The following is a 23,686-nucleotide window of genomic DNA, read 5'->3' on the forward strand; positions in this document are numbered from 1 at the left end:
CTCTTACTTTAGATTCAAATACTTGTAAGGAAACTCAACCATCATGTTACGTTTCATATTCGCAACATTTGGCTGATACAAACCGAATGACAGAGGATTGAAAACCAAAAGTACAGGAACTTCCTCTTTGATAATGTCATTCATTTGTTTGAATAACTCAAAACGCTCTGGCCCATTAGGCATAAAGCGAGACTTTTCGTAAAGGGCATCGTACTTAGGGTTATTGAAGTTGCCATCGTTCGGTCCTGGCGCCTTATTCTTGCTATAAAGCAGCTGGTAGAAGTTTTCAGCATCAGGATAATCTGCGCCCCAGCCAGCATCGGCAATCTGGAAGTTGCCAGACTCAGTACGCTTCAGGAAGTTCGAGAAGGTTTGGAAATTACCGTTCACCTTGATACCAATCTTAGCCCAGTCAGCTCTAAAGTATTCGAACTGCTGTCGCGAGTCCTTGTTTGTAGAGCGGTACTCAACAGTAATGGGTGGTAGACCCTTACCTTCAGGGTAGCCAGCTTCTTTTAGCTTCTGTTTCGCCAACTCAAGGTTTTGCTTATACCAGGTGGCTCCGGTGACTTTTTCGCTGCCGTTGATTGTGACAGGCACGATGCTATTGACGGTAAGTCCGCGACCATTATGCATCAGGTCGATAAACCCTTCAGGATTCATGGCAAGAGCAATCGCTTGTCTAAGGGCCTTGTTGCTACCAACAAGCTTATCTTCCATATTAAACTTCATATAGAAGGTAGAGACATAGGGTTCAGTATACATTTTGAACTTTTTATCCCACTCTCCTGTGAGATGGAATTTGCCGTCCTTATCTTTATAAGCCATGTTGCTAAACTCATCTTTGTTCATAGCAATCCAATGTAACTGGCCTTTTTTGAACTTGAGCATAGCAGGCTGGGTTTCTTCGATAAGCGGCAGGTGGACCTCATCGATAAGAGGCAGTTGCTTGCCAGCATCAGCCAAGAGGCCAGCTTCCTTGTCCCCTGGATCTCCCTCTGTGGGGTAACGACCATGGTAGCGAGGGTGCTTCACAAGCACATGCTTGCCACGACGAGAGTAGGTTTTCATATAGAAGGGACCTGTTCCCACTGGATTCTTGGGGAAGTCCTGACCATATTTTTCTACCGCTTCTTTCGGAACGATAGATAAGCCACCAAATGCGAATGGATAGAGAGCGAGTGGATTGTCGAAGGTAAACTTCACAGAAACAGTAAAGTCATCGACCTTTTTAACTCCAGCAATATCGAGCTTGCTGTAGTCGGTTTTATCTCCAGCTTTACGAGTCGCTTCGCGGAACTCATCCATGCCTTCCACATAACCCTCGATCAGCACGTAGCTCAGGGTATTAACATTGGCGTCTGCAAAGCGCTTGATGGAATAAATCACATCGTCGGCTTTCATTTGGCGGCCTTTGCCCCCTGGGAAAGCTTCGTTATCGTGAAAGTAAACATCATTCCGCAACTTGAATAGGTACGTGACACCATCCTTCTGCTTAACCGGCATTTCGGTGAGCAGGTTAGGCTCCATCTGATAAGGTCTTTTTAGGTACGAGTACTTAAGTAAGGCGTCATAGAGATTTTGCACCATCTGATGAGACGCTTGATCGAATTGCTGCATCGGATCAAGTGATCGCTCTGCCGATGTGCGAAGATGATAGAGAATCTTGCGACCATCTTCCGATTTGGTCGTTGCTGTTTCCTTCTTTGTACAAGCAGCTACACCAATGACTGCTGCTAGTGCGAGAGCTAATTGTCCTCTTAAAAACCTCATCCTTGGTCTGCCTCCTCTTTAATTTTTTCAGCAAAATGACAAGCCACTTGATGGTCGTCGTTACCTGCTACTTTTGTGAGTCTAGGTAATTCGTTGATACATCGATCCGTAACGTATTTACATCTGGTATGAAAAGGACAACCAGAAGGCGGGTTTGTAGGACTTGGCACCTCCCCTTCCAAGATCTCAGAGTGTTGAATGCGATCTGGATCAGGAACAGGGACTGATGATAACAGAGCCTTCGTATAGGGGTGCATGGCATTGTCATAGATATCGTCGGAACTAGCTAGTTCGACGATACGCCCCAGATACATCACCGCGACTCGGTCGGAAATATACTTCACTACGGTTAGATCGTGCGAGATGAAAACATAAGTCAGGTTCAGAGTTTTTTGTAGCTCAATCAAGAGATTGAGAACCTGAGATTGAATCGATACATCAAGGGCGGAAACAGCTTCATCACAAACAATAATGCTCGGGTTTAATGTCAAGGCCCTGGCAATACCGATCCGCTGTCGCTGACCGCCGCTGAATTCGTGCGGAAACTTATTGATGTCTGATACGCGAAGACCAACAACCTTCACCAGCTCTTTGACTTTCGCCAAACGCTCTTCGGCGCTTCCACCCATTCCATGGAGGATAAACGGTTCTTCAAGAATATCACGAATTGTCATACGGGGGTTGAGCGAAGCGTAGGGGTCTTGAAAAATCATTTGAATCTCGCGACGGAGTCGCATCAGACCATCGCCTTTGAGATGTGCGATATCATCACCGCGAAAGTTCACGGACCCTTGGGTTGGTTCGTATAGTCTGACGATGGTACGCCCGAGAGTCGATTTACCACAACCTGACTCGCCCACCACACCAAAGGTTTCACCGGCGTGCAATTCAAACGAGACATCGTTCACTGCATGCACCTTGCCAACGGGCCGCCGAAACACGCCTCCCATAATTGGAAAGTGCATACTCAAGTTTTTTACTTCTAATAGAGTTTCACTCACGGTTTACTTTCCTCCCACTTCGTAACAAGCAACCTTGTGTCCACTATCACCTAGAGAAGTAAACTCTGGAGTTTTCTTAAAGCATTCTTCTTGAGCCAAATGACAGCGGGTATTGAAGCGACAACCTTGGGGAAGATTTTTTAGACCAGGTACGGTGCCCTCAATCGTGAAAAGCTTATTATCTTTATGGTCGTCCAAACTTGGAATCGATTTCAGGAGGCCCTTGGTGTAAGGATGCGAAGGGTTCTTAAAGATATCTCTTACGGGACCGTACTCGACAGCTTTTCCTGCATACATCACCACCACATGATCTGCCACCTCGGCAACCACACCCAAATCATGGGTAATGAACATGATCGAGGTGCCTTTTTCTTCCTGAAGACGCTTCATCAAGCGGATAATTTGAGCCTGAATCGTTACGTCCAGGGCTGTTGTCGGCTCGTCTGCAATGAGTAGGCTCGGCTCACAGGCAAGAGCCATAGCAATGACGATACGTTGCCGCATACCACCGGATAATTGAAATGGATATTCATCAATACGCTTTTCCGGGGCTGGAATACTCACCAACTTCAGCATGCGCAAAGCCTCTTGCCTAGCTTGCTTTCGGCTCATGCCGCGGTGAATTCGAAAGACCTCACCAATCTGTTCACCAATCGTGTAAACAGGATTCAGTGCTGTCATGGGCTCTTGGAAAATCATCGATATCTTATTGCCGCGAATGGCTCTCATCTCTTCTTTTTTCAACGCGGCCAGGTCTGTGCCATCAAATAGTATTTGGCCACCATCGATTTTACCGTTGGCCTCTTGCACCAAGCCCATAATCGACATTGCTGTTACAGATTTACCGCAACCTGATTCGCCTACAACGGCAAGGGTTTTTCCTTTTTCGACCTGAAAGCTCACCCCATCTAGGGCACGGATACGCCCATCCTCTGTTTTGAAAGAGGTCTGGAGTTGATTCACTTGCAGAAGAGCTGCTGATTCCATATGTGTCTTCCTGCCATTTATACATACTTGGCGATATAGATGCTATCTCTTCTAATCTATTTCGCCCAGTCTTGCAATTAGGATGCACGCCACAACCTCTACATTGACGCACCCTAAGGAGCCTTACTTAAACGGATCTTTACGATTTTCGCAAGCAGCTTGGCAGGTTGAATCCTAAGCAAAAAAATGTGCGTCAGAAATTAGGTAGCAAAACCCAAGAAAAACCGATAAAAAAGATTTGCACCGAGCCCACCGCACGAGGAGATACCGTGAGCCCGCAAAACTTGCTTATTCTATTTGTCGGACTTCGTCTGTTTCAACATCTTTGTGAGCGCTATCTCGCCCATCTGAACCGCTCCTTCTACGAAGACCCTAAACGTCGAGAAGAGGCCTGTCAGGCACTCAATATAGCCGCTGATGATATGGAAAAGACGCTACAGTACTCACGGGACAAAAACCGTTTCGGAGCGATCAACAGCTGGGTCTCTACGATAATAACACTCGCATTCCTAGTTTTGGGTGGCTTGGGTTGGGTGGAAGGCATGGCTCAAAGCCTGTCTGATAGCTTGGGCATGGGAAGCATCGTGACTGGCCTTGCCTTCTTTGGCATTATCACGCTCTTGTCTAGCCTACTGAGCATTCCCTTCGAGCTTTATCATACCTTCGTTCTAGAAGCCAAACACGGCTTCAATCGACAGTCGATGAAAGGCTTTTGGCTCGACCGCGTGAAAGGTTTGGTCGTTGGCTCCATTCTCGGTGGTGCTTTGCTTGCAGTTCTACTCTGGATTATGGCTAGCATGGGCAATCAATGGTGGATCGTAGCCTGGCTTGTAGTATTCGGGTTCAGCTTGCTGACTGTTTGGCTGTACCCCACCGTCCTAGCCCCTCTATTCAACAAGTTCTCTCCCCTGGATGAAGGAGAGCTTAAAGACAAAATTTTTACCTTAGCAAAGAAGGTTGAGTTCGAAGCAGACGGCATTTCTATCATGGACGCGTCAACTCGCTCATCACATGGCAATGCCTATTTTACAGGTGTGTTCGGCAAGAAGAAGATTGTCCTCTTCGATACCCTGGTAAAATCCATGTCGACCGACGAAATTGTCGCGGTCTTGGCTCACGAGCTAGGCCACTTCAAACTTCATCATATTCGCTGGAGTTTGATCCGAAGCTTCTTTATGACTGGCTTCATGTTCTTTTTGATCAGCTTGGCCCTTCCCGTAGAGAGCTTGTATCAAGCGTTTCATCTGGACGGTATCAGCGACTACGGTGCGCTCACCATGTTCTCCCTATGGTTCGGACCAATTGGCTTCCTCATCCAGCCTTTGAGCAACTTTATGTCACGACGCAACGAGTTCGCCGCCGATGCTTTTGCCCTCAATAATGTGGCAGATAAAAAGCTATTGGGCGATGCCTTGCTCAAGCTACGAGAGAATAGTCATGTTATGCCTATTTCACACAGAGCTTTCTCGACGGTATATCACTCGCACCCACCTCTTCTTGAGAGATTGAAAGCAATGGGTTACATTTAGAGTCGAGTCGTCATTTCGAATCGCCAGGAGATCGCCTTGGATAAGCTGACTAGCAAGCAACAGAAGGCTTTTGATTTTATCAGACATCACACCGAGTCAAAGGGCTACTCGCCAAGTTTGCGAGAGCTTTGCCATTTCATGGGCTATAAGGCAGTCGGTTCGGCCCAGGACGTGATTGCTTCTCTCCGCAGAAAAGGCTATCTGGAGCTGGCAGCGAAACAGAAAGCTCGCACCTTGATCATTACGAGCCAAGCCAAGAGAAAGTTCACGACCACAAGAGTCGAGGAAGATTTTGATACCATATCGATTCCCCAACTCGGCTCGGTACCCGCTGGCCTGCCCGTTGAGGCTATTCCAGATGCCGCCGGCTCACTCAAAGTTTCGCCCTCACTTCTTCCCAGACCAATGCCTCCTCGCCACAAGCTATTCGCTTTGCAAGCTTCGGGCTTGAGTATGATCGGCGCTGGTATCCTAGATGGTGACTGGTTGATTGTAAAAAGCCAAGAAGAAGCGACCCCTGGCTCCATTGTGGTTGCCCTTGTGGATGGCGATGCGACGGTTAAACGCTTGATGCAGGACCAAGATAAAGGCTGGTATCTTAAGCCAGAGAATGTCGATTTTAAGCCAATTTTTGCCTCTGATAATGAGTTTCAAGTTATTGGCAAAGTGATCGGTCTGCAACGAACGGTTTTCTAAAGCCGACCTGACCTCAACACGGTAGCCTAGCTAACCTTAACAGCAAGCAAAGAGCGATCGTCTTCAAGACGAAAGTCCTGACCGATCTCATCCAAGGCTTGATGGATACCATCCACATCAAGCTCTTGCTTTCCTTCAAGGTATCTGAAAAGCCGCTTGAATGCCCGCGAGCCTTCCATATAGCCATCCGTAAAGGTAAATGCATGTGTAGTTTCATCAATCTGAAGCCTTTGGCTGACAATCTTATGATTCAACGATAGACCTAAAGAACTGCTCCGCAGAGGCAGATACTGTGCACCCGATGCTTTGATTAAAAACCAGCCTGGTGAACCAGCATTGTAAAAGGTAACATCACCAGAATCACGAAGAGCAACCGCTGCACAAGTCGTTGTAATTTGCTGATTGAATAGAATAGCCAGCCGTTGATTGATGCGCCCCAGAGCATCTTCCAGGCTTAGATCAAGCTTTTCACACTCACCCAGGATACCTATGATCACAGCAACTGGGATGGCTGCAGAAGGCCCTTTGCCAACCACATCGCCTAAGATAATACGCTCTTCGTTTGGATTCACATGCCACACATATAACCAATCACCACTCATCTCCTGAGCAGACTCATACTTCATACCTATAGTATAGGCTTGAAAATTCATCCTCATTTTATCTGGCAACAAAATTTCCTGAACTGCCTTACCGAGGTTCAAACGTTCTTCTAACTTGATCTTCTTATTCTCCTGCTCCAGGCGCAGAGATTTTTCTGAATAATAGTCTTTTTCAATTTGAACTTTAATAAACTCACTCCCTAAGCGCTCATGCACATAGAATATCAAGCCAGAGCCAAGAAATCCTACAATAGGCAAGAACCAGGCAACGACGATACTGTGATAGCAGAACAGATAGACACTGATTATAAAGTAGAGCGAGGCAAAAAGCAGGGAAAGCCCCCAAAATTGAATGGGTCCAGACTTCAACCCCAGAAAAAGGCCCAGCAGACACAAGATCACCACCAAAACATCGTCATGATCAAAGGTCTTAAGCCAGGTTCCTTGTATGGCCGAGTCTGCTACGGTAGCGACTAAAAAGCCTGCTGGAATCTCACCGAAAGGGGCACCTTCAAAAAAGGCCGTTGATCCAGTATAGAAATTAAATAAGACAACGACCACATCTCCTTCGCTAACATTCTTTTCTGCATCCCCGTTTCGCGCACGTTTGATCATAGAGCGCATACTTTTTGAAATGCGGTAGTAATCGATTACCGGGCGATGGTTGATGATCGATGCTCCCTTGCGCGTCATTGGAACCTCGTGGCCGTTCACATAAAGCTCACCATCCATGAGCTTGAGATCATGACCGGCATAAAGGCCAAGATATGGCACCAGATAATCCTTGCGATAGAGCACCATGGGGAAGAACGTACCATCATCATTCTGCTTGATGTGCCCAACTCCATTGAATGCTCCCTCATAGGCAGAAGCATAGCCATAGGCAATCCCCGACTGCTTCTGAAACTTAAATTTTTTAGGGTCATGTTCGGCGCCTCCAGGATATTTACTGAAACGATACTGGTCTGTTTCTAAATTCAGCTCCTGGCGATAGGCAATGCTACGATAATTAAAATAGGAGCCTGAGTAGATCGGCACATCGATCTTGGCCAGACGATCCAACCAATAGTCTGCTTCGGGGCCTTTAGGGGTCTCTCCAAACAAGCGATCCAAAATAATCACTTTGGGCTTCTTGCGAGCAATATTTTCTACCAAGAGCACAAAGTCTTTTAAGCCAATCTCGTTGTCCCCTAAAAAAGCCACCGACTGATCGTCTAAGGCAAAGATCTTCAGTTTTGGAGACAAGGGAGGCGTCTGCTCAAGGCGATTGCGAAGAATGAAGTCTACCGGGTGAGATATATAGGTTTGGATGGATGATTTAAGAAAACTCGTTTGCACTAGCAAGAGCACACTGATCCAGAAAATCCATAGGAGAATAAAAACTCTCATGGAAGTGCGGCTGTTGCCTGCTTTTTGAGCGTCTGTCGACACGGCCTCTGATCCTGCTTTTTCTGGTATTTTCAGCAGTTTCTCATCGACATTCTAAGATTTTTCTTTATGTTTTTGGCAGACCATATTTAGCGGCAAAGAAGCCCGCAACAAAGCCAAACAGATGAGCCTCCCACGAAATGAACGGCGAGAGCGGTAAAACCCCCACAATGGTACCGCCCCACAGAATCATAACCGCCATAGAAACTAGGATGTGTTTGAACTTTCTTTCGAAAAAACCAATAAAGATCAAATACGAGAAAAGACCAAAAACAAGGCCTGATGCCCCTACATGATTTCCCTCGCGAGCAAAGATCCATGTAAGCAAACCCTGCACAACCATCATATAAAGCACAATACTGCCGGTGGCGCCGCGGGCGACCCAAGAAAAAATAATGCCAAAAATGATCATCCCAGTGGTGTTAGCAATCAAGTGATTCCAACCGCCATGGATAAAGGGGGAGGTGAAAATTCCTATCAAGCCCCACATCTCACGGGGGTATAGGCCAAATTGAGCAAGGTTGGGATAAACCAGACTTAAGATAAAGCCAAGCCACATCAACACAATTAGCTTGATCACAATACTATAGGATGCACGACGGCTCGGAGACATAGGACCTCATAGGCAAAAGATTGCGCCGATTCAAAAAGATAGCATCTGCGCCATTGACAAGAAATCTGAAAACCAAGTACCATAATTTTGTATGGTATTTGAGAGGTGTATGATGAGTTCGGGCCAAATGTCAGATAATAACAGTAAAAGCATGCAGTTAGATAATAGTAACCACTCCTTTAGCAGCGGTAGTGGTCTGTCTAACGCAGCTCAACTGGCCACCCAACGTCTTCATTTACCGTCTTCGATCTCGCAGGTGAACCAGGCGCTCGAAGGTGGCCTTCGCTGGGGAGAGCTGTCCGAATGGGGATCTCCCTGGGGCTCTGGCGGGCGCGAGCTTATCATCCGCTTCTTATCCCCCCTACATCAAGCTTCGCAGGAACCTTATTGGTGCCTGTGGATCCAAGGCCAGGAAGGCGTGAACGTTTACCCACCGGCCTGGGAAGCTAAGGGGGTGAACCTCAAGTACATTCGCTTTACTAAGAGCTTGAACCCTATCAAGGATTTGAAGCCTGTCTTTCTAAATCCATTTTTCAAGGTGATCGTGCTCGACTGTCCCCAGCAACTCAGCGCCGAAGACTGCCAATTTCTGAGTCGCCAAGCACGCTGCCACCGGCAGTCGATTATTTTGATTCGCAACTATTTTTTGAGTCCTAAAAAAGGCAATGTCTGGGCAAAGCTACGTCTCAACTGTTGGCACAATCACTTGCATAACCAGTTCTACTTGAAAGTCGTAAAAGGTCTCTCGCCACGGCAGGCTGCCTTTCGACTTGAGCACTAAAAGGAGCATGCTGTGATGAAACAAGTTCTATTATTTCCAGAACTCGACCAACCCGAGTTGAACTATGAGCAACTTTTTTTGGCAATCGTTTGCCGCCGCCAAGACGATAAACTCTATAGTAAGCTTGCGGAACTTTCCCCCAAGGTGATGCCTTGGGTTGATGGCATTTATCTTGTCGACTTAGGATTCTGCAGCAACTACTGGAAAACCTTAGCCGCTCAAAGTCGACGCGAATGCATCGACTTATGGAAGGAGTTACTCCAAAAGTCACTTCCAGACAACAGCTACTATGGGGCTTTAAGTCCACATCCATGGCGCAGCTTACTGCTTGCATACACTCTAGAAGAAGTTGGTATGAAAGGCTTATTTCACATTGATGGCATGCAGGGGAAAAATATATTTCCTCACGTTTCGTGGGAGCTATGGTGGCGAACTGCGGAGGAGCTAGGTGAGAATAGCATCAAGCAAAAGCTGATGACATCAGCTCAAAGGCAAAAATTTAGGCAAAACCTTCGCAAGATGCAGATCGCTATGAAGCGTCTAGCCTGCCAAAAACCGATTCACATTCAACATATGCAGCCTCCGCAAATGAAACGTCGCTACGGTGATATTATTTGCGATTTGTGGGCATGGTCTTATCATAATAAGCAAAGTCAAATGATAGATTCATTAGAAACGACCGATCGCTTTCCGTGGCAAGACTATACCCCAGAAGAAAAGCCTAGAATCAAAAGAAATTTAGACTTTCCACTTTTGGAGTGGAGTGTCATTGAAGAACTTTTGCGCGATGATCTCAATTGTATTTGTCTCTCACCTTCTTTTAACGAAGGTCAGCATATTATGAGTTTGGAGTGGCGATTGGTCCTTCACGATTTATCTGAAGTAACCATCCCTGTGTTTTTTCGAAACCCCCATCATCTCCACGACGAAACCCCACATCAACGGACCGCGCTGCTCCAGATTCAGTATCAGTTCGAAGAGTACCAGCGTTCTTGCCAAGACCGCTACCAAGAGGTGGAGCAAGTGCCGCCACCAATCGTGTCATGGGTTCTTGAAATCAAGCACTGCCTAGCCAGAACCCCTAGCCTCAACCACCTTTTTGATGAGCACCAACCCGAAACTCAGGATTTGTTTCGCTTGGAAAATCAAGTGGCGGCTCCCCTGACCTCTTATCAATTAGTGGATCACTGGGTTCCAGAAGATTCTTATAAAATGAATCATCAGCCAGGAGAGACAGGGCTCCAAGTAACCGATAGTAGCCTGGCCTGTAAGAGGCCTCTATTTACTTACCGAAAACCACAGCCCTTCAAGCAAGGAAGGCAGGGAGGAATGTGGAAATTCACCGAACGAACTATGGACAAATGGTGGCTGTCGCAGTCCCAGAATGTCCGGAGAGATTACTACCAATATGTCCGGGAAGACGAAAAGTATTGGGTCTTTCGCGATATAAAGGGGCATTGGTATATTCATGGCATATTCGCTTAAGAATATCCCTTGGGTCGAATGGATTTGTCACTCTAACTTTAGCTTTTTAACAGGTGCTTCTCATCCCGAAGACTACATTCTTCGAGCTAGTGAGTTGTCTTACCGCGGCATTGGAATCTGTGACTACGATGGTCTCTATGGAGTGGTGCGTGCTCATCGTCAATGGGAAACCATGGGCAAGCCACTCAAACTGATCATCGGCGCAGAAGTTCATCTTGCACCTCACCATAAGCTACCGATCACACTACGGGATAGCTTAGTCTTAAAAGCATCTAGCTATGAAGGGTATCAAAATCTTTGCGTTATCCTTAGCCGCGTTCATCACCAGAGCAAAACGGAAGGCTTTATAACTTTAGATGACCTAGCTAGCATGCCCGTTGTCGATCTGGTCTGCATCCAACCCATGCGTGGTATCATCAGGCGGGAAGGTGTGCCTGCTGCACGAGAGCACTACTACAAGCTCAAAGAAATTTTTGGTCAGAGGCTTTCTCTTACAGTCAGTCGCCACCTGAACCCTGCCGAAGATCGCTGGATTGAGCCGACTCTAGCCCTTGGTCAAAGCCTTGAAATTCCCATTCTTATGAGCCAAGACGCATTTTTTCACCGGCCTCAAGAAAAAGATCTCTGTGATGTGGTACAGGCCATCCGCCTCAATAAGACCGTTGCCGAATCAGTGCCTCATATGTTTGCTAACGATGAGCGGTCCCTTCATAACTTAAATGAACTTCATGCCCGCTACCATGAGCTACCTTGTTTTCACGATGCTCTGGCTCATAGCCTCGACCTGCTCGATAGCTTCCAATTTGATCTGCGAGAACTCAAGTACTCTTACCCTCAAGAGATGATACCTGATGGTTTTACATCGCAAAGCTATTTGGAGCACCTCGTCTGGGAAGCTTTCGAGACGTATGCATCCTGCAAAGATCATCTCCGAGATGTGATTCGCAAGGAGCTGCAACTGATTCGCATTCTGGAGTTTGCTGACTACTTTCTCACCGTCTGGGATATTGTTCAATGGGCTCGCAAGAAAAATATTCTATGTCAGGGTCGAGGCTCAGCGGCAAACTCAACTGTTTGCTTTATGCTTGGCATCACTTCGGTAGATCCATCTCTCTTTGAACTGCTATTCGAGCGCTTTTTAAGCCTTGAGCGCGGCGATCCACCGGATATTGACGTAGACTTCGAGCACGAACGCCGGGAAGAGGTGATCCAATACATTTATGAACGCTACGGCCGCCCTCGCGCTGCTATGGTAGCAAATGTCATAACCTTTCGTAGCCGTGGCGCGATTCGCTCTGTGGGTAAGGCCTTAGGCATCAGCGAACACACACTCAGCGCTGCGGCAAAGTCTCAAGAAGACATTCACTCCTATCGAAAGTCACCTGGTCAGCGTCTGGAAAAGTTGCAGCAGGAAGAGGGGCGCGATATCCCCTGGCAGCTATGGAGCAACTTATCAGAACGCCTTAAGGGCTTTCCCCGGCATATGGGTCTTCACTCTGGAGGCTTTATCATCAGCCAGCACCCCCTTGATAGCATCGTGCCTCAGGAACCCGCTACTATGGAAGGACGAACCGTAGTCCAGTGGGCAAAGGATGATATTGAATACCTCAACCTCTTCAAAATTGATGTATTGGCTTTGGGCATGCTCACAGTGCTGAAACGCTGCATTGAAATGGCAAAGAGCCATTATCAGAGAAATCTATCCCTAGCAGAGATTCCCCAAGGGGATGAAGAAACCTATGCTATGATTCAGCGGGCAGAAACCGTCGGCACCTTCCAAATTGAGTCTCGGGCCCAAATGTCGATGTTGCCACGACTCAGGCCCAAAACATTCTATGATCTCGTCGTCCAGATTGGAATTATCCGCCCTGGCCCCATCCAAGGAGGTTTAATTCACCCCTTTTTGCGCCGCCGGGATGGGCTGGAAGAGGTTATTTATCCCCACCCCAAGCTCAAGCCAATCCTAGAGCGAACCCAAGGGGTGCCTATCTTCCAAGAACAGGTGATGCGGGTGGCCATGGCCGTTGGCAACTTTAGCCCAGGAGAGGCCGACCAGCTGCGCAAGCAGATTGGATCTTGGTCCATCAATAAGAATATGGGGCCACTGATTCAAAAGCTTGAGCAAGGTATGAGGCAGAACGGGATCAAAGAGATATTCGTGCAGCAAATCATCGGCCATTTACGAGGCTTTGCCGACTATGGATTCCCCGAGTCTCATGCGGCCTCTTTCGCTTTGCTTGCCTATGCCTCATCCTACTTTAAATGCCACTTGCGAGAGGTTTTCTATACATCTTTGATTAACTCTCAGCCCATGGGTTTCTACTCAGTTCATGCGCTTCTTCAATCAGCACGTCGCGAAGGGAGTATCATCCGGCCCATCTCTTTAAATCAATCTCAATGGCTTTCAACTTTGGAGCATATTGAAGGAGATCAGTTTGCCATACGCCTAGGCTTTCACCTGGTCCGCGGACTATCCAAAAATGGTGGCCAAGCCCTTCTTCAATTGCGTGAAAAACATGGCACTTGGTCCGATCTATACAAATACTTGCAGCAGAACCCTTTAAATCGCTCGGATCTGACAGCTCTTGTTGCGGCTGATTCCTTTGCAGACCTAGGCATCCCAAGAGCTGAAGCTCTATGGATCGCCGAAGCAGCTCCTTTCGCAGATTTGGTGGAAGAGGACTTGCAGGCACGCCTCCCTAAAGAAGATGCCTTTAGTAAGATTGAAAAAGATTTTGAAGCATTCTCCACTAGTTTAGGCGAACACCCCAGCTCTCTTATTCGGCGCCAGTACTGGAACTATGCTATTCCTATCCATGACCTGACACTCGCACAAGACCTTAAGAGCTTGATCCCGAATCAGACCGTTTACGTTTTTGGTATGGTTTTGGTTCGCCAAAGTCCACTTACAGCAAAGGGCATGATTTTTTTCACTCTTGAAGATGAAACAGGTTTTATAAATCTAGCCTTCACGCCACCGATCAGCAAACAATATAGTGAGATCATCAACCGTCAGGGTTTCATTTGCATCTCTGGAAAGCTTCAGTCTGTTCAAGAGGGGCACTCCATCTTAGTGCGCAAGGTATATCCTGCTCATAGCAGCCCTAAGGTGATCGACCTTAAAAAGCTGAGAGCGATCCACAATACAGAAGACAGTCCAGCTAGCCGAAAAACTCTACAGAGGGCACGCAACTACATGTGAAGCCTTAGCCCTGCTCAAGCCGGGCTAATGAGTGCGCTACAAGTGCTCCCATCGAATCGCACTTCAAAAATTTATCGTCTTGATAATGATCGCTCATTTGTTGGCGCAGAGACAATACATTTTCATAAGGAGCAACCATATCTGATCGCATCACATTGAGCAGTTGATCCAAACGAAAGGCTGCGGAATGAGCCCGACTTTTAATCAAAGCCCGCTCTTCCTTTTGATACTGATCAACGGATTCAGGGCTTAAAAAGTCCATAACGACCTTCACGTAGTCGCTATTTTGGACGAAAAACTGGGGCAGGTAGACTTTCTTAGTTGGCTCATAACTTTGTTGATCAAAGTCTATGCAACGAATTCGGTAAAAATTTTCTTCAAAATCCATGGTAATATCCACCACAAAGTTGGCTGAATGCATATCCCCCAGCAGACGCAAAAAACAGCGTTCATTGAACTTCACAAACTCCTTTGCCACCCGCACCTTATTCGTATCCTTAGCCATCAAAAAACGATTCGCGAACACATCCCCTGGAATACCGTAAATATGCTCTTCTATAAGAGTATTTTCGAAGAACATAAAGCCGATGCGATTAGGGGACAGAATATGCTCAAGCTCTAGCCCGTAGATCCGCGATGCATCCGCCTCTTTCACATAAAAGTAGTCAAAATTTTCATTGAGAGTATTCATGATTCTAATACGGAAGGGTTTGGTATTGCCATAAAGACAAAGATCCACCCGATCGACCACCAGATGCTGGCAAACCTTAAGATTACCGTCGGCCCTTAGAAAAGCATAGATTTGAAGTAAGCCATCGTGAACTTCCTGCTGTTCGCCCTGGGGGTAATTGACTGTAACCCAGAGAGTATCATCACCATTCTTATCATAAAGAGCGAAAGAGTCTGAAAACCGCAGTAAGTCTTCATAGTGAACTGCTAATCGACAGCCCCGATTGAACGTGCGCAGATAGCGATCGAAAGACTCCGAAACTCTATAGGTATCTTTCTTGCGACTGATGAGCTTCTTCTTCACATTGCCCCCTACGATTATGTAGGAGCATCCTAGCAAAGATCATCGCTCAAGACGACATCTTATGCTTCTGAATCAAGTAGCGTTGCTCGCTCATGATCCGAGGTAGAGGCAGGCCAGGCGCTTTGGCAAAGCGAATAGAAATCTTACGTCCATCGATGCGCATGACACGACCTAATACCGGCTCGCCTCCACGATGGCTAAATTGGATAAAACCTTGAATTGTTTCATTCGGTAAGAAAGACATGCCTGGCTCTAGAAGAAAGCTACAGCCTCCTTCAGAAATATCTAGAATGAGATACCTTTTACTGTCTGTCTTGAGAATGGGGTGCTCCCCGTGAGGGTACACAATGCGGAAAAATGCACGTTTATTTTTTTGAATAGCGGAACGATTTGCGGTCATAACTTTGGTCCTCCCGCTCACCGTATCGGAAAAACCTTGTTTAGACTTAAGCTCCTGAAAGACATGTAAGATTTACCACTAAAGCAAGAAAAGCCCAAACCCTGGGCTAGCAGGATCAGGGCTTTGGAGTTTCCAAGAATACGAAACTAGCATTCTAATCATAAACGACAGCACATCGAACGCTATATATAGGCGACCTCTTTAGAGTCAGCAGTCACGCCCTCTTTTTTCTCGGCCTTCGCTTCTTCACTTTCCTTTTGCATCATGAGATACAAGCCACGGTAGGCTGAAAGACCATGCTCATGATGGTCGAGGCCAACCCTCTCAACCTCTTCACTTACCCGGATGCCCGTTGTTACCTTAAGCAAGTAGAACATACCGAAAGCAAAACCAAACGAGAAAAGACCAATCGCAACAACTCCGATCAGCTGACTCATAAACTGAGCTGTTGAGGCCAATTCACCAAAGAGCCCCACTGCTAAAGTTCCCCAAATACCACAAACAAGATGAACTGATACGGCACCAACGGGATCATCAATTTCCATACGATCCAAGGTTAGAACAGAGCCAACTACCAACATACCTGCAATCAGTCCTATAGCAGCTGCCGACATCACTGACATCTGATCTGCTCCAGCTGTAATACCAACAAGCCCAGCAAGAGCGCCGTTAAGAACCATTGTGAGGTCAAGGTGCTTGATAAAGAATGAAGTAGCGATCATAGAACCGATAATACCTGCTGCCCCTGCAATCGAGGTGGTTACAAATACCTTAGAAACAGCCCCGGCATCCGCAGAAAGTACAGATCCACCATTAAAGCCAAACCAACCGAACCAGAGCAAGAAAACACCGATCGTAGCAAGAGGCATGCTATGAGGATAAATCGGCTTGATCACACCCTTACCTAGATACTTTCCAAGTCTTGGGCCTAGCAGAATCGCACCTGCAAGAGCTCCCCAGCCACCAACACTGTGAACAAGGCTTGAACCGGCGAAGTCATAGAATGGCGTCGATAGAGTGTCCAGAAAACCTCCGCCCCACTTCCACATTCCAACGATGGGATAGCAAATTGCAACGAATACCGTGGAGAACATAATGAACGAACTTACCTTAATTCGCTCTGCAACAGCGCCTGAGACGATGGTCGCGGTTGTAGCAGCAAACATGGCTTGAAAAATAAAGTCTGTCCAGTAGGTGTAATTCTCATTGTACGCAGTGGTCAACCCCTGGGCATCAGTCCCCACACCAAAGCCCGCGAAGCCAAAGAACCCCCCTGCAAATTCTGCCCCTGGATACATCAAGTTGAAGCCAATGGCTGCATAGCTCAACAAACCAATGGCTAGCACAGCTACGTTTTTAAATAGGATATTAACCGCGTTTTTCTGCTGCGAAAGACCAGCCTCTAGTGTTGCAAAACCCAAGTGCATCATGAACACTAGCGCTGTGGCAATGAGAATCCATAGATTTCCAACGCTGAAAGCTATCGTCGTATCGGCCGCTAAAGCCGGCTGCGATAAAGTCAATGCCAGAAGCCATGCTCCTGCCCATTGCAGAGACTTCTTAGTTAAGAGCTTCATAGAGATTCTCCTCGATCTTTGGTTGATTCGTGAACTTAATCCAGAATAGCAACAACGATGCCAAGGCTATGAAAACTCTCGAAAACGGATTATAACGCTCGCATTATTCGCAACTTAGGGACTAAACCTGGGAAAGCTTTTCATACATGTTTAAGGAAAAAAAGCAACAATTGTGAAGTCTAAACAGAAGAACTCTACTTCTTCGTAGGTTGAGGTATTGAACCTGTTTGCACCTCCCGAGTCGTTGGTATGCGGATGATAAGGGAGTTATGCGCAACTGAACGCAAAACAGGCTGAAACTTGACATAATAGAAACCCCAGGAGGCAAGCTGACTTCGAAAGAAGTTTGATTCCACTGTAGCGGGGAAATCCATTTCATTACGTAAGATCGGCTTATCATCATCTTTGTTCCAGTGCGCAAAAATCTGACTGCCTGCCAGATCCGTGGGTGGAATCTGCATAAAGCGTTTAGGGGGCGAGCCTGGTGACGCTAGTAACGATGCTTGGGAGTGATGCATATGATAACGTCCCAGATAGGTGCGGCGTCCATAAAGATACTTCCAGCAAATTTTTTTAGTTGCCTTAGGAACTTCCAATATTAACTGAGAACTCATCCTGAGATTGAGAGCCATCTTTGCTTCCAACTTGACGATTCGATTGGCTGTAAGCTCTTCTCCCAGCTTGATAAAGCGATCGGTAAACAGATAGCGATGCACCTGAATAGCACCCGTCTTCATAAATAACCTACACGCACCAAGCCGAATTGTAAGTCGCGATGGGGGGCCTTGGTATGCTCCGTAAGGAAGCGACTTAAATCGACTCACAGACTTCCCAATCGCAAATCCTACCGGGAAAGAAGACTCGAATTTGATAGCTTGGGTGCTTTTCTCTAGATCTTTATAATAGTCACTCTCTTCAACTCGATCTTTTTCCTTGCCGCCATCTAGAGTGAAGTTCATATCATCGGCAATCGTTTTCTTCTTTGGCGAGCAAGAAACCACGACCAGAGCTGATACAAGCCAATAAATCCAAGCCAAGATCTTGCCCCTCTTGTCGTCCTAGTTTTCTTGAAACAGCACTTACTATCATATCATCACACTATCCTGCTTGCTCAAGATCGGTTGCTGACCGCACCTTACATGAACCGATTTTCAATACTATAAATGTGCAGTCATCATCTAATTGCTGCCCTTGCCACGTATCTTCCACCAAATTTTTTATTTTGTTTCGCACAAATTCAGCGCTTTCTCCATGACTAATCAGCCGATTAATCTGCCTGAGACTTAAGGTTTTCCCACTTGGTCCCGGTTGTTCGATGAGACCATCGGTATAGAGAAAAAAGATATCATCAGAAACAATGGGCCCCTCTTCATAGCCAAACTGTGGATCATCTAGCCCCAATGGAGTACCTCCTTTAAGCAGCAATCCATGACCTCGGTTCCCCACCCGAAGAATACTGTTGTGACCGGCGTTCAAGTAGTGAAAACTACCTTCGCGCAGATCAAAGCAAATCATTGCCATGGTCATTAAACGAGCCCCATCTGCCCCACAAACCGACACCACATGATTTAGTTTACTAGCTAGAGAGTTCAGAAAATCCTTAGGTGGAATACGACTAATATCTTCACCCGCTGCGAATGCCATATGACTAGCCCCTGCAACCGCACCCGTAACCAAGGCAGACCCAACTCCGTGCCCAGTCACATCACCTATGAGAAGATAAAGCCTCTGACTTTCCTCATGAAAAAATGTGCTAAACCAGTCGCCCCCTACTGTCTCTGCTGCCTGATAGTAGCTAGCTAGAAGAGTATCACCAAAGCTAGACCGTGATGAAAGTAGGGATCTTTGGATGACTTGGGCTGTTTCTGCTTCGATGGCTTCCAACCTCTTAAGGGATGTCACATCTCGAATGGTCACCAGCACTTTAAGCATGTCGTCATCTGCATTCAGAATCGGCGCCCAATCTAAATCAAGATAGCGTATATTATCTTCGGATAGGTGGAACGTCATTTCATGCACTAGAGAGTAGGGGTCGAGATCGCGACTGCGTATCATGTCTGAAATAGCTAGCCTGATTTGTGGGCTTACATCACTTTTTTGAAACAGAATATCGATTGCATTGCGACCTACAAACGATTCAACCCCTAAAATATCTCCGATGGAAATCGAGCACTCCGCAGTAACAGAAAGATCAGATGCGTTAAAAATCAAAATCCCTTGATTGATATGCTCAAGGATGGCTTTAATATCTCCTGTTTTCTCATAGACTCGTCGCTCCATATCCTCGGAAAGATTCATATATCCCATAAGTGCTGAAATCTGGTGAGAAAGCAGGCTCGCCAAACGAAGGTGATGCTGATCAAAAGCTCCACCCACATGATCATTCTCCAAATAAAATACTCTAACAAGCTGACCATAATGGATAACAGGTATCACGAGGATTGACTGTCGATCGTCTGGGCTATCCACAATCGGCTTCAAACTTCTAATCACTTGATGAATTCTCACATTAGTTGACAAGGTACTTTCCTCTAAAGAAAGATTGGGAAATGTCTTCTCGCCATGTATTTGACTATAGCGCAGCACATGCTCGCCAGTGCTACTATCACGCTCTAGAAGGTGTCCTTGATTGGCGCCAACTGTGGTTTTGAGAAGCTCAACTGACCTTTCTACAAAGTCTTGTGAATTCAGCTTTTCGGAGAATGTCCTTTGAGCTTGTTCCAAGATATCGATATCAATATCGCTCTCATCTCGGTGGTTTGATTTTTTGCTCGCAAGCCCGGCATGATCTACTAAATCCAGATCGGTTGGGCTTTGCCCACGCAAATAAGCTGAAATACCTGAAGCTCCAATGGCTTCCCAGGAACGAATTGCCTCACGAAGATGGTACAAGCTGAGTTGTTCCAACCCCATATCTTTGGTCATTCTAAAGGCCATTGTATGAAACTGTGCCGTCGGCTCTAAGCCACGGGTCGATGCAAAGATCTGAAATTTCTCTAGAGACTTCAATCGATCCATATTGGATCTTTGTAAAGATGGCTCGAACAAAGATCGAAATCGATCCAATACATAGGGCTTATACTTGACCCACTTCTTCAACTTCGCTTCTATATGCCATCGATACAATCGAACTTGAAAACTCCTTGGCTTGATCTTTTGATATTCAAGACAAATAAGAAGTGAGAAGCTATAGATATAGGGCTCTGTTAAAATGGATACAATTGACTTTCTCAACCTAATTGCCTGACGCACAGCCTCAAATGCCTTCTCAAAGTTCCCATATAGATAATTCAAATACAATTCACCAAAATAGAAATATGCTCTATTGGTATCCGTTTTTAGATTTTGGAATAGATCATCAGAAGATATCTCGGCTAGGCTCAAGTTCGGGTCTCGTTCAGAACTACCTAAACTTGTATGAATCGCCTTAGTTAAAAGAGTTGCATAGTAGTATTCGCGGTTGAGACTATTCTTGATCCTATTGATCGATCGTTCAGTAACTGCTGAAGCAAGTTCAAAATCATTCACCACAAAATAGAACATCATATATACAGCCACTGATTCGGCAAGTTGATCCCCCGCCTCCCGACTAAGGTGAATCAGTTCTTCATAGTGTTTTTCTAGGTCATGAAAAGGAACATACCAATGATGTATCAGCACCACGTAACTATACAGTGAACGACTTTTTAGAAATAAAGAATCAATCTTTTCGATCTCTTGAGGAATCAATTTCGCAACCCGAGTCGCCAGGCGATCAAAGCCAATAAACCTAAGTGCCGCATAGACACCACACATACTATATGCAAGCTCTTCCGTACGGCCTTTCCGAAAACTCAAGTTGAAGCTAAGAAAGGCAACATAACTCGCCATTTCTGGTTTATTCAGCATATATGCATTCAGTCCCAAAGACATCAACGCTTTCTGAACTAAGCTAGATTGTTGCCTTTGTTCAGCGGATGGGATAGGCAAACGATCTAGCTTAGAAAAGCGAAAGATATTCCTAATACCACGCATAAGCTCGAATCCAAGTTTAATAGGATTCACCGCCTTTGCAACACGATAACCAAGAATACTCAAGCAATGGGACAGGCTCTCCAATGCGAGATCCATGTGAAAAAGGTTCTCGTAATGGACTCCCCTCAAGTAGTAGAGATCTGCCTCCTCATTCCGACTATGCTTCTGCTTTAAAGCTTGATCGAAATTCTTCTCAGCCAATGTGATATTTTTATCAAAAAAGGCTACATCCATATAGTGCTTATAGAAGTCGAAAAGCACACTATGAATTTCAGATTGAATTGAGGGAATAATCGAATCAGCAACACCTAAAAAGCCTAGGGCTGCTTCAAAGGCTCCCGATTTTTTGGCCTGCTTCGCTGCCTCCAAGTTTAGCCTATAGACTCGCTCTCGCTCATCCAGAGCCTCCACCAGGTCGATAGCCTTGTTGTAATGCCTAACTAGTTTGACCCTGTGCTTATCTCCTGAGTTATCCCAAAAAAGTCTCGCCACCTTCAAATGAAGCCGGCCAAGCTCTCTACCTTCAATCATCTCGTAGGCCGCTTGTTGAATCCGATCGTGCAGGAAGCGATAGACAATCTCATCGTTATCATTTGCGAGGTAGATAGCATCAGAAAGAGGTATTAGGACTTGGTACTCAATAGCTTTCGATAAGACATCGGCCACCTGCAAACGGCTAGCACCCTTGATAATCGCTAAATCTGAGAGAAGAAACTCTTGCCCAAGTACGGAACCGATCTTAAGTAGGCTCTGCATGTCTTCTGAGAGGGATCTTAAGCGTTTTTGAACCAAGTCGATGACATTATCGCTCACATCGAACTGATAGAGAGCGTTCATATCGTATTGCCACTGGCCCTGCTGTTTGTCGAATACAATCAGACCTTCATTATGAAGCCTTTCAAAATACTCTCTTGTAAAGAAAGGATTGCCGTGAGCCTTGTCGAATATCAACTTCGCAAGTGAATCAACATCACTACGATGAAGCGTTTCCTCCACAAGAGAAAGGATTGCTTCAAAGGACAGTGGTTCCATCAAAACATGATCTTTTTGCTCACTGGGAACGTCTCTTATAATCTGAAAGATTCTATGGTCTTCTAGAATCTCATCCTCACGAAATGAAACAATGACAAGGATATAGAGATCTTCATTGGTTTTAAAAATCAGATCGATCACTTGAAGGGTTGCCGCATCTCCCCATTGCACATCATCAAAGAAGATAACAAGGGGGTGCTGACGGCTGGCAAGTGAGGCAAAGAACTTCATCAAGGTGTTATCATGTCTCATCTGTGCTTCTTGTGGATTCAATTCTTGAAGCACAGGTTGTTTGCCAATAATAAGCTCGAAAGAGGGGCATAAATCTAGGATAATTTGGCCGTTAATACCGAGGCTCTCTATCAAATCTGACTGACAATCTCTGAACGATGAAGCATCGAAGCTCATGATGTGTTGTACAAGACGCTCCAAGGCTTGCTTCAAAGCACTGAATGGCACCGATCGATCAAATTGATCGAATTTCCCAGCAATGAAAATACCTTCTTCATTCAGTTCCGTGAACGCAAGCTCCTCCACCAAGCGGGATTTGCCGACACCGGATGGCCCCTCAACCACCAGAAGCTGCCGATCTCCCGAACGTGCTTTTCGATAACTTGACCGCAACAATTCTACTTCTCTATCACGACCCACCAAGGAATGGGGAATCACAAAAGACTGAGATATATCACGCCGAGCGATGGGAAAAGGCTCCATCATGTCCTCGGGAGACAGATTCATAAGATGGCTTAGATCCCACAAAATTCCAAAAGAGCTTTGATAGCGATCTGCCCGATCCTTTTCCATAAGCTTGCGAACAATTTTATCGAGGCTGGGAGGTAGAGCGGGCACCAAGCTCGACATGGAGGGTGGGTGTTTAGCAATATGGGCATGAAGTAACTGTACTTTATCACCTTCGAAAGGCAGTCGAGATGTAAATATGTAATAGAGCAACACCCCAAACGAGTAGAAATCTGAGCGGTAGTCAGTTTCACGATTGATGCGACCAGTTTGCTCTGGCGATACAAACGAGGGATCGGGACTTCCCGCTAATCCTGACTCTTGATCCTGAGGGTTGAGGGACTTGCAGACTCCAAAATCAACTAAACTAAGCTCCAAACTTTCAGCTTGTACCAAAATACTTTGTAAACTCAAGCCACCCAGAATAAACTGGGCCTGGTGAGTAAATTCAACGGCTTTACAGATATTGATCGCTAGCTGGATCTTTTGCTTCAAATTAATCTTGCGACTGCTAAGAAATTCTTTAAGTTCACAGCGACCTAGATCTCTGAATAGGATTGCAAGGCCACCCGGAACATTGAGCACTTTTATTGCTGGCGCTAGGGACTCTGAACGTAAGCTCGATATCACCCTAAATTCGGCTTTACATAGGTCTGAAGAAACCGCAGAGGATCGATAAGTTTTGAGTAAATAGTCTTTGTTTTCAATACGATGACGCATCCGCACCAGTTTCCAGGATGCGGTTTCAGTAACCGTTGATTGAAACAGTAAATCTTCGTAGTTCACTCAGTTGCC

15 protein-coding genes are annotated in these 23,686 nt (G+C 46.0%); 5 read left to right on the plus strand and 10 right to left on the minus strand.

The window, feature by feature from the left end:
* Positions 1 to 3: 3 nt before the first annotated feature.
* The 3 genes from B9N89_RS26235 to B9N89_RS26245 are packed head-to-tail and all read right to left on the minus strand — an operon-like array spanning position 4 to position 3,761.
* Entirely contained in the window at positions 4 to 1,773 is a 1,770-nt protein-coding gene (locus tag B9N89_RS26235) for an ABC transporter substrate-binding protein (RefSeq protein WP_132324380.1), read from the minus strand.
* Entirely contained in the window at positions 1,770 to 2,774 is a 1,005-nt protein-coding gene (locus B9N89_RS26240) for an ABC transporter ATP-binding protein (protein WP_132324382.1), read from the minus strand. The genes B9N89_RS26235 and B9N89_RS26240 overlap by 4 nt, the downstream gene beginning before the upstream one ends.
* Positions 2,775 to 2,777: 3 nt before the next feature.
* Complete coding sequence (locus B9N89_RS26245; RefSeq protein WP_132324384.1) at positions 2,778 to 3,761, minus strand: ABC transporter ATP-binding protein; 984 nt, start codon at positions 3,759 to 3,761, stop codon at positions 2,778 to 2,780.
* A gap of 188 nt (positions 3,762 to 3,949) precedes the next feature.
* Between B9N89_RS26245 and B9N89_RS26250 the strand changes: the two genes are divergently transcribed.
* Together B9N89_RS26250 and lexA are read left to right on the plus strand one after the other, a co-directional pair.
* Positions 3,950 to 5,290: a M48 family metallopeptidase gene (locus B9N89_RS26250; protein WP_159455650.1), complete on the plus strand. Its 1,341-nt coding sequence runs from the start codon at positions 3,950 to 3,952 to the stop codon at positions 5,288 to 5,290.
* 36 nt (positions 5,291 to 5,326) lie between these two features.
* Entirely contained in the window at positions 5,327 to 5,986 is a 660-nt protein-coding gene (lexA, locus tag B9N89_RS26255; RefSeq protein WP_159455651.1) for a transcriptional repressor LexA, read from the plus strand.
* Between the two features lie 26 nt (positions 5,987 to 6,012).
* Here lexA and B9N89_RS26260 read toward each other — a convergent pair whose 3' ends face one another.
* Together B9N89_RS26260 and B9N89_RS26265 are read right to left on the minus strand one after the other, a co-directional pair.
* A complete protein-coding gene (locus tag B9N89_RS26260) occupies positions 6,013 to 8,019 on the minus strand; it encodes a PP2C family protein-serine/threonine phosphatase (protein ID WP_132324390.1) in 2,007 nt (668 codons plus the stop codon).
* 64 nt (positions 8,020 to 8,083) lie between these two features.
* Complete coding sequence (locus tag B9N89_RS26265) at positions 8,084 to 8,629, minus strand: rhomboid family intramembrane serine protease (RefSeq protein WP_132324392.1); 546 nt, start codon at positions 8,627 to 8,629, stop codon at positions 8,084 to 8,086.
* A 109-nt stretch (positions 8,630 to 8,738) separates the two neighbouring features.
* Here B9N89_RS26265 and B9N89_RS26270 point away from each other — a divergent pair, with 109 nt between their 5' ends.
* From B9N89_RS26270 to B9N89_RS26280, 3 genes are read left to right on the plus strand one after another with little or no spacing between them, the layout of a single operon-like run.
* Entirely contained in the window at positions 8,739 to 9,410 is a 672-nt protein-coding gene (locus tag B9N89_RS26270; RefSeq protein WP_143478275.1) for a hypothetical protein, read from the plus strand.
* Between the two features lie 15 nt (positions 9,411 to 9,425).
* Positions 9,426 to 10,895, plus strand: a complete 1,470-nt coding sequence (locus B9N89_RS26275; protein WP_132324396.1) for a hypothetical protein — start codon at positions 9,426 to 9,428, stop codon at positions 10,893 to 10,895.
* The gene (locus B9N89_RS26280; RefSeq protein ID WP_132324398.1) at positions 10,879 to 14,097 is read left to right on the plus strand and encodes an error-prone DNA polymerase; all 3,219 of its coding nucleotides are present in this window, start codon (positions 10,879 to 10,881) and stop codon (positions 14,095 to 14,097) included. Before B9N89_RS26275 ends, B9N89_RS26280 begins: the two co-directional genes overlap by 17 nt.
* Positions 14,098 to 14,101: 4 nt before the next feature.
* Here the strand turns inward: B9N89_RS26280 and B9N89_RS26285 are convergent, their stop codons facing one another.
* The 5 genes from B9N89_RS26285 to B9N89_RS26305 form a co-directional block, all read right to left on the minus strand.
* The gene (locus B9N89_RS26285) at positions 14,102 to 15,130 is read right to left on the minus strand and encodes a hypothetical protein (RefSeq protein WP_132324400.1); all 1,029 of its coding nucleotides are present in this window, start codon (positions 15,128 to 15,130) and stop codon (positions 14,102 to 14,104) included.
* A 46-nt stretch (positions 15,131 to 15,176) separates the two neighbouring features.
* Positions 15,177 to 15,530 carry a PilZ domain-containing protein gene (locus tag B9N89_RS26290; RefSeq protein WP_132324402.1) on the minus strand — a complete coding sequence of 118 codons (354 nt, stop codon included), beginning with the start codon at positions 15,528 to 15,530 and terminating at the stop codon, positions 15,177 to 15,179.
* 182 nt (positions 15,531 to 15,712) lie between these two features.
* Entirely contained in the window at positions 15,713 to 17,107 is a 1,395-nt protein-coding gene (locus tag B9N89_RS26295; protein WP_132324404.1) for an ammonium transporter, read from the minus strand.
* A 194-nt stretch (positions 17,108 to 17,301) separates the two neighbouring features.
* The gene (locus B9N89_RS26300) at positions 17,302 to 18,144 is read right to left on the minus strand and encodes a hypothetical protein (RefSeq protein WP_132324406.1); all 843 of its coding nucleotides are present in this window, start codon (positions 18,142 to 18,144) and stop codon (positions 17,302 to 17,304) included.
* A 61-nt stretch (positions 18,145 to 18,205) separates the two neighbouring features.
* The gene (locus B9N89_RS26305; RefSeq protein WP_132324408.1) at positions 18,206 to 23,677 is read right to left on the minus strand and encodes an AAA family ATPase; all 5,472 of its coding nucleotides are present in this window, start codon (positions 23,675 to 23,677) and stop codon (positions 18,206 to 18,208) included.
* Positions 23,678 to 23,686: the final 9 nt, after the last annotated feature.

This window comes from Pseudobacteriovorax antillogorgiicola, from assembly GCF_900177345.1.
Lineage (GTDB): Bacteria > Bdellovibrionota_B > Oligoflexia > Oligoflexales > Oligoflexaceae > Pseudobacteriovorax > Pseudobacteriovorax antillogorgiicola.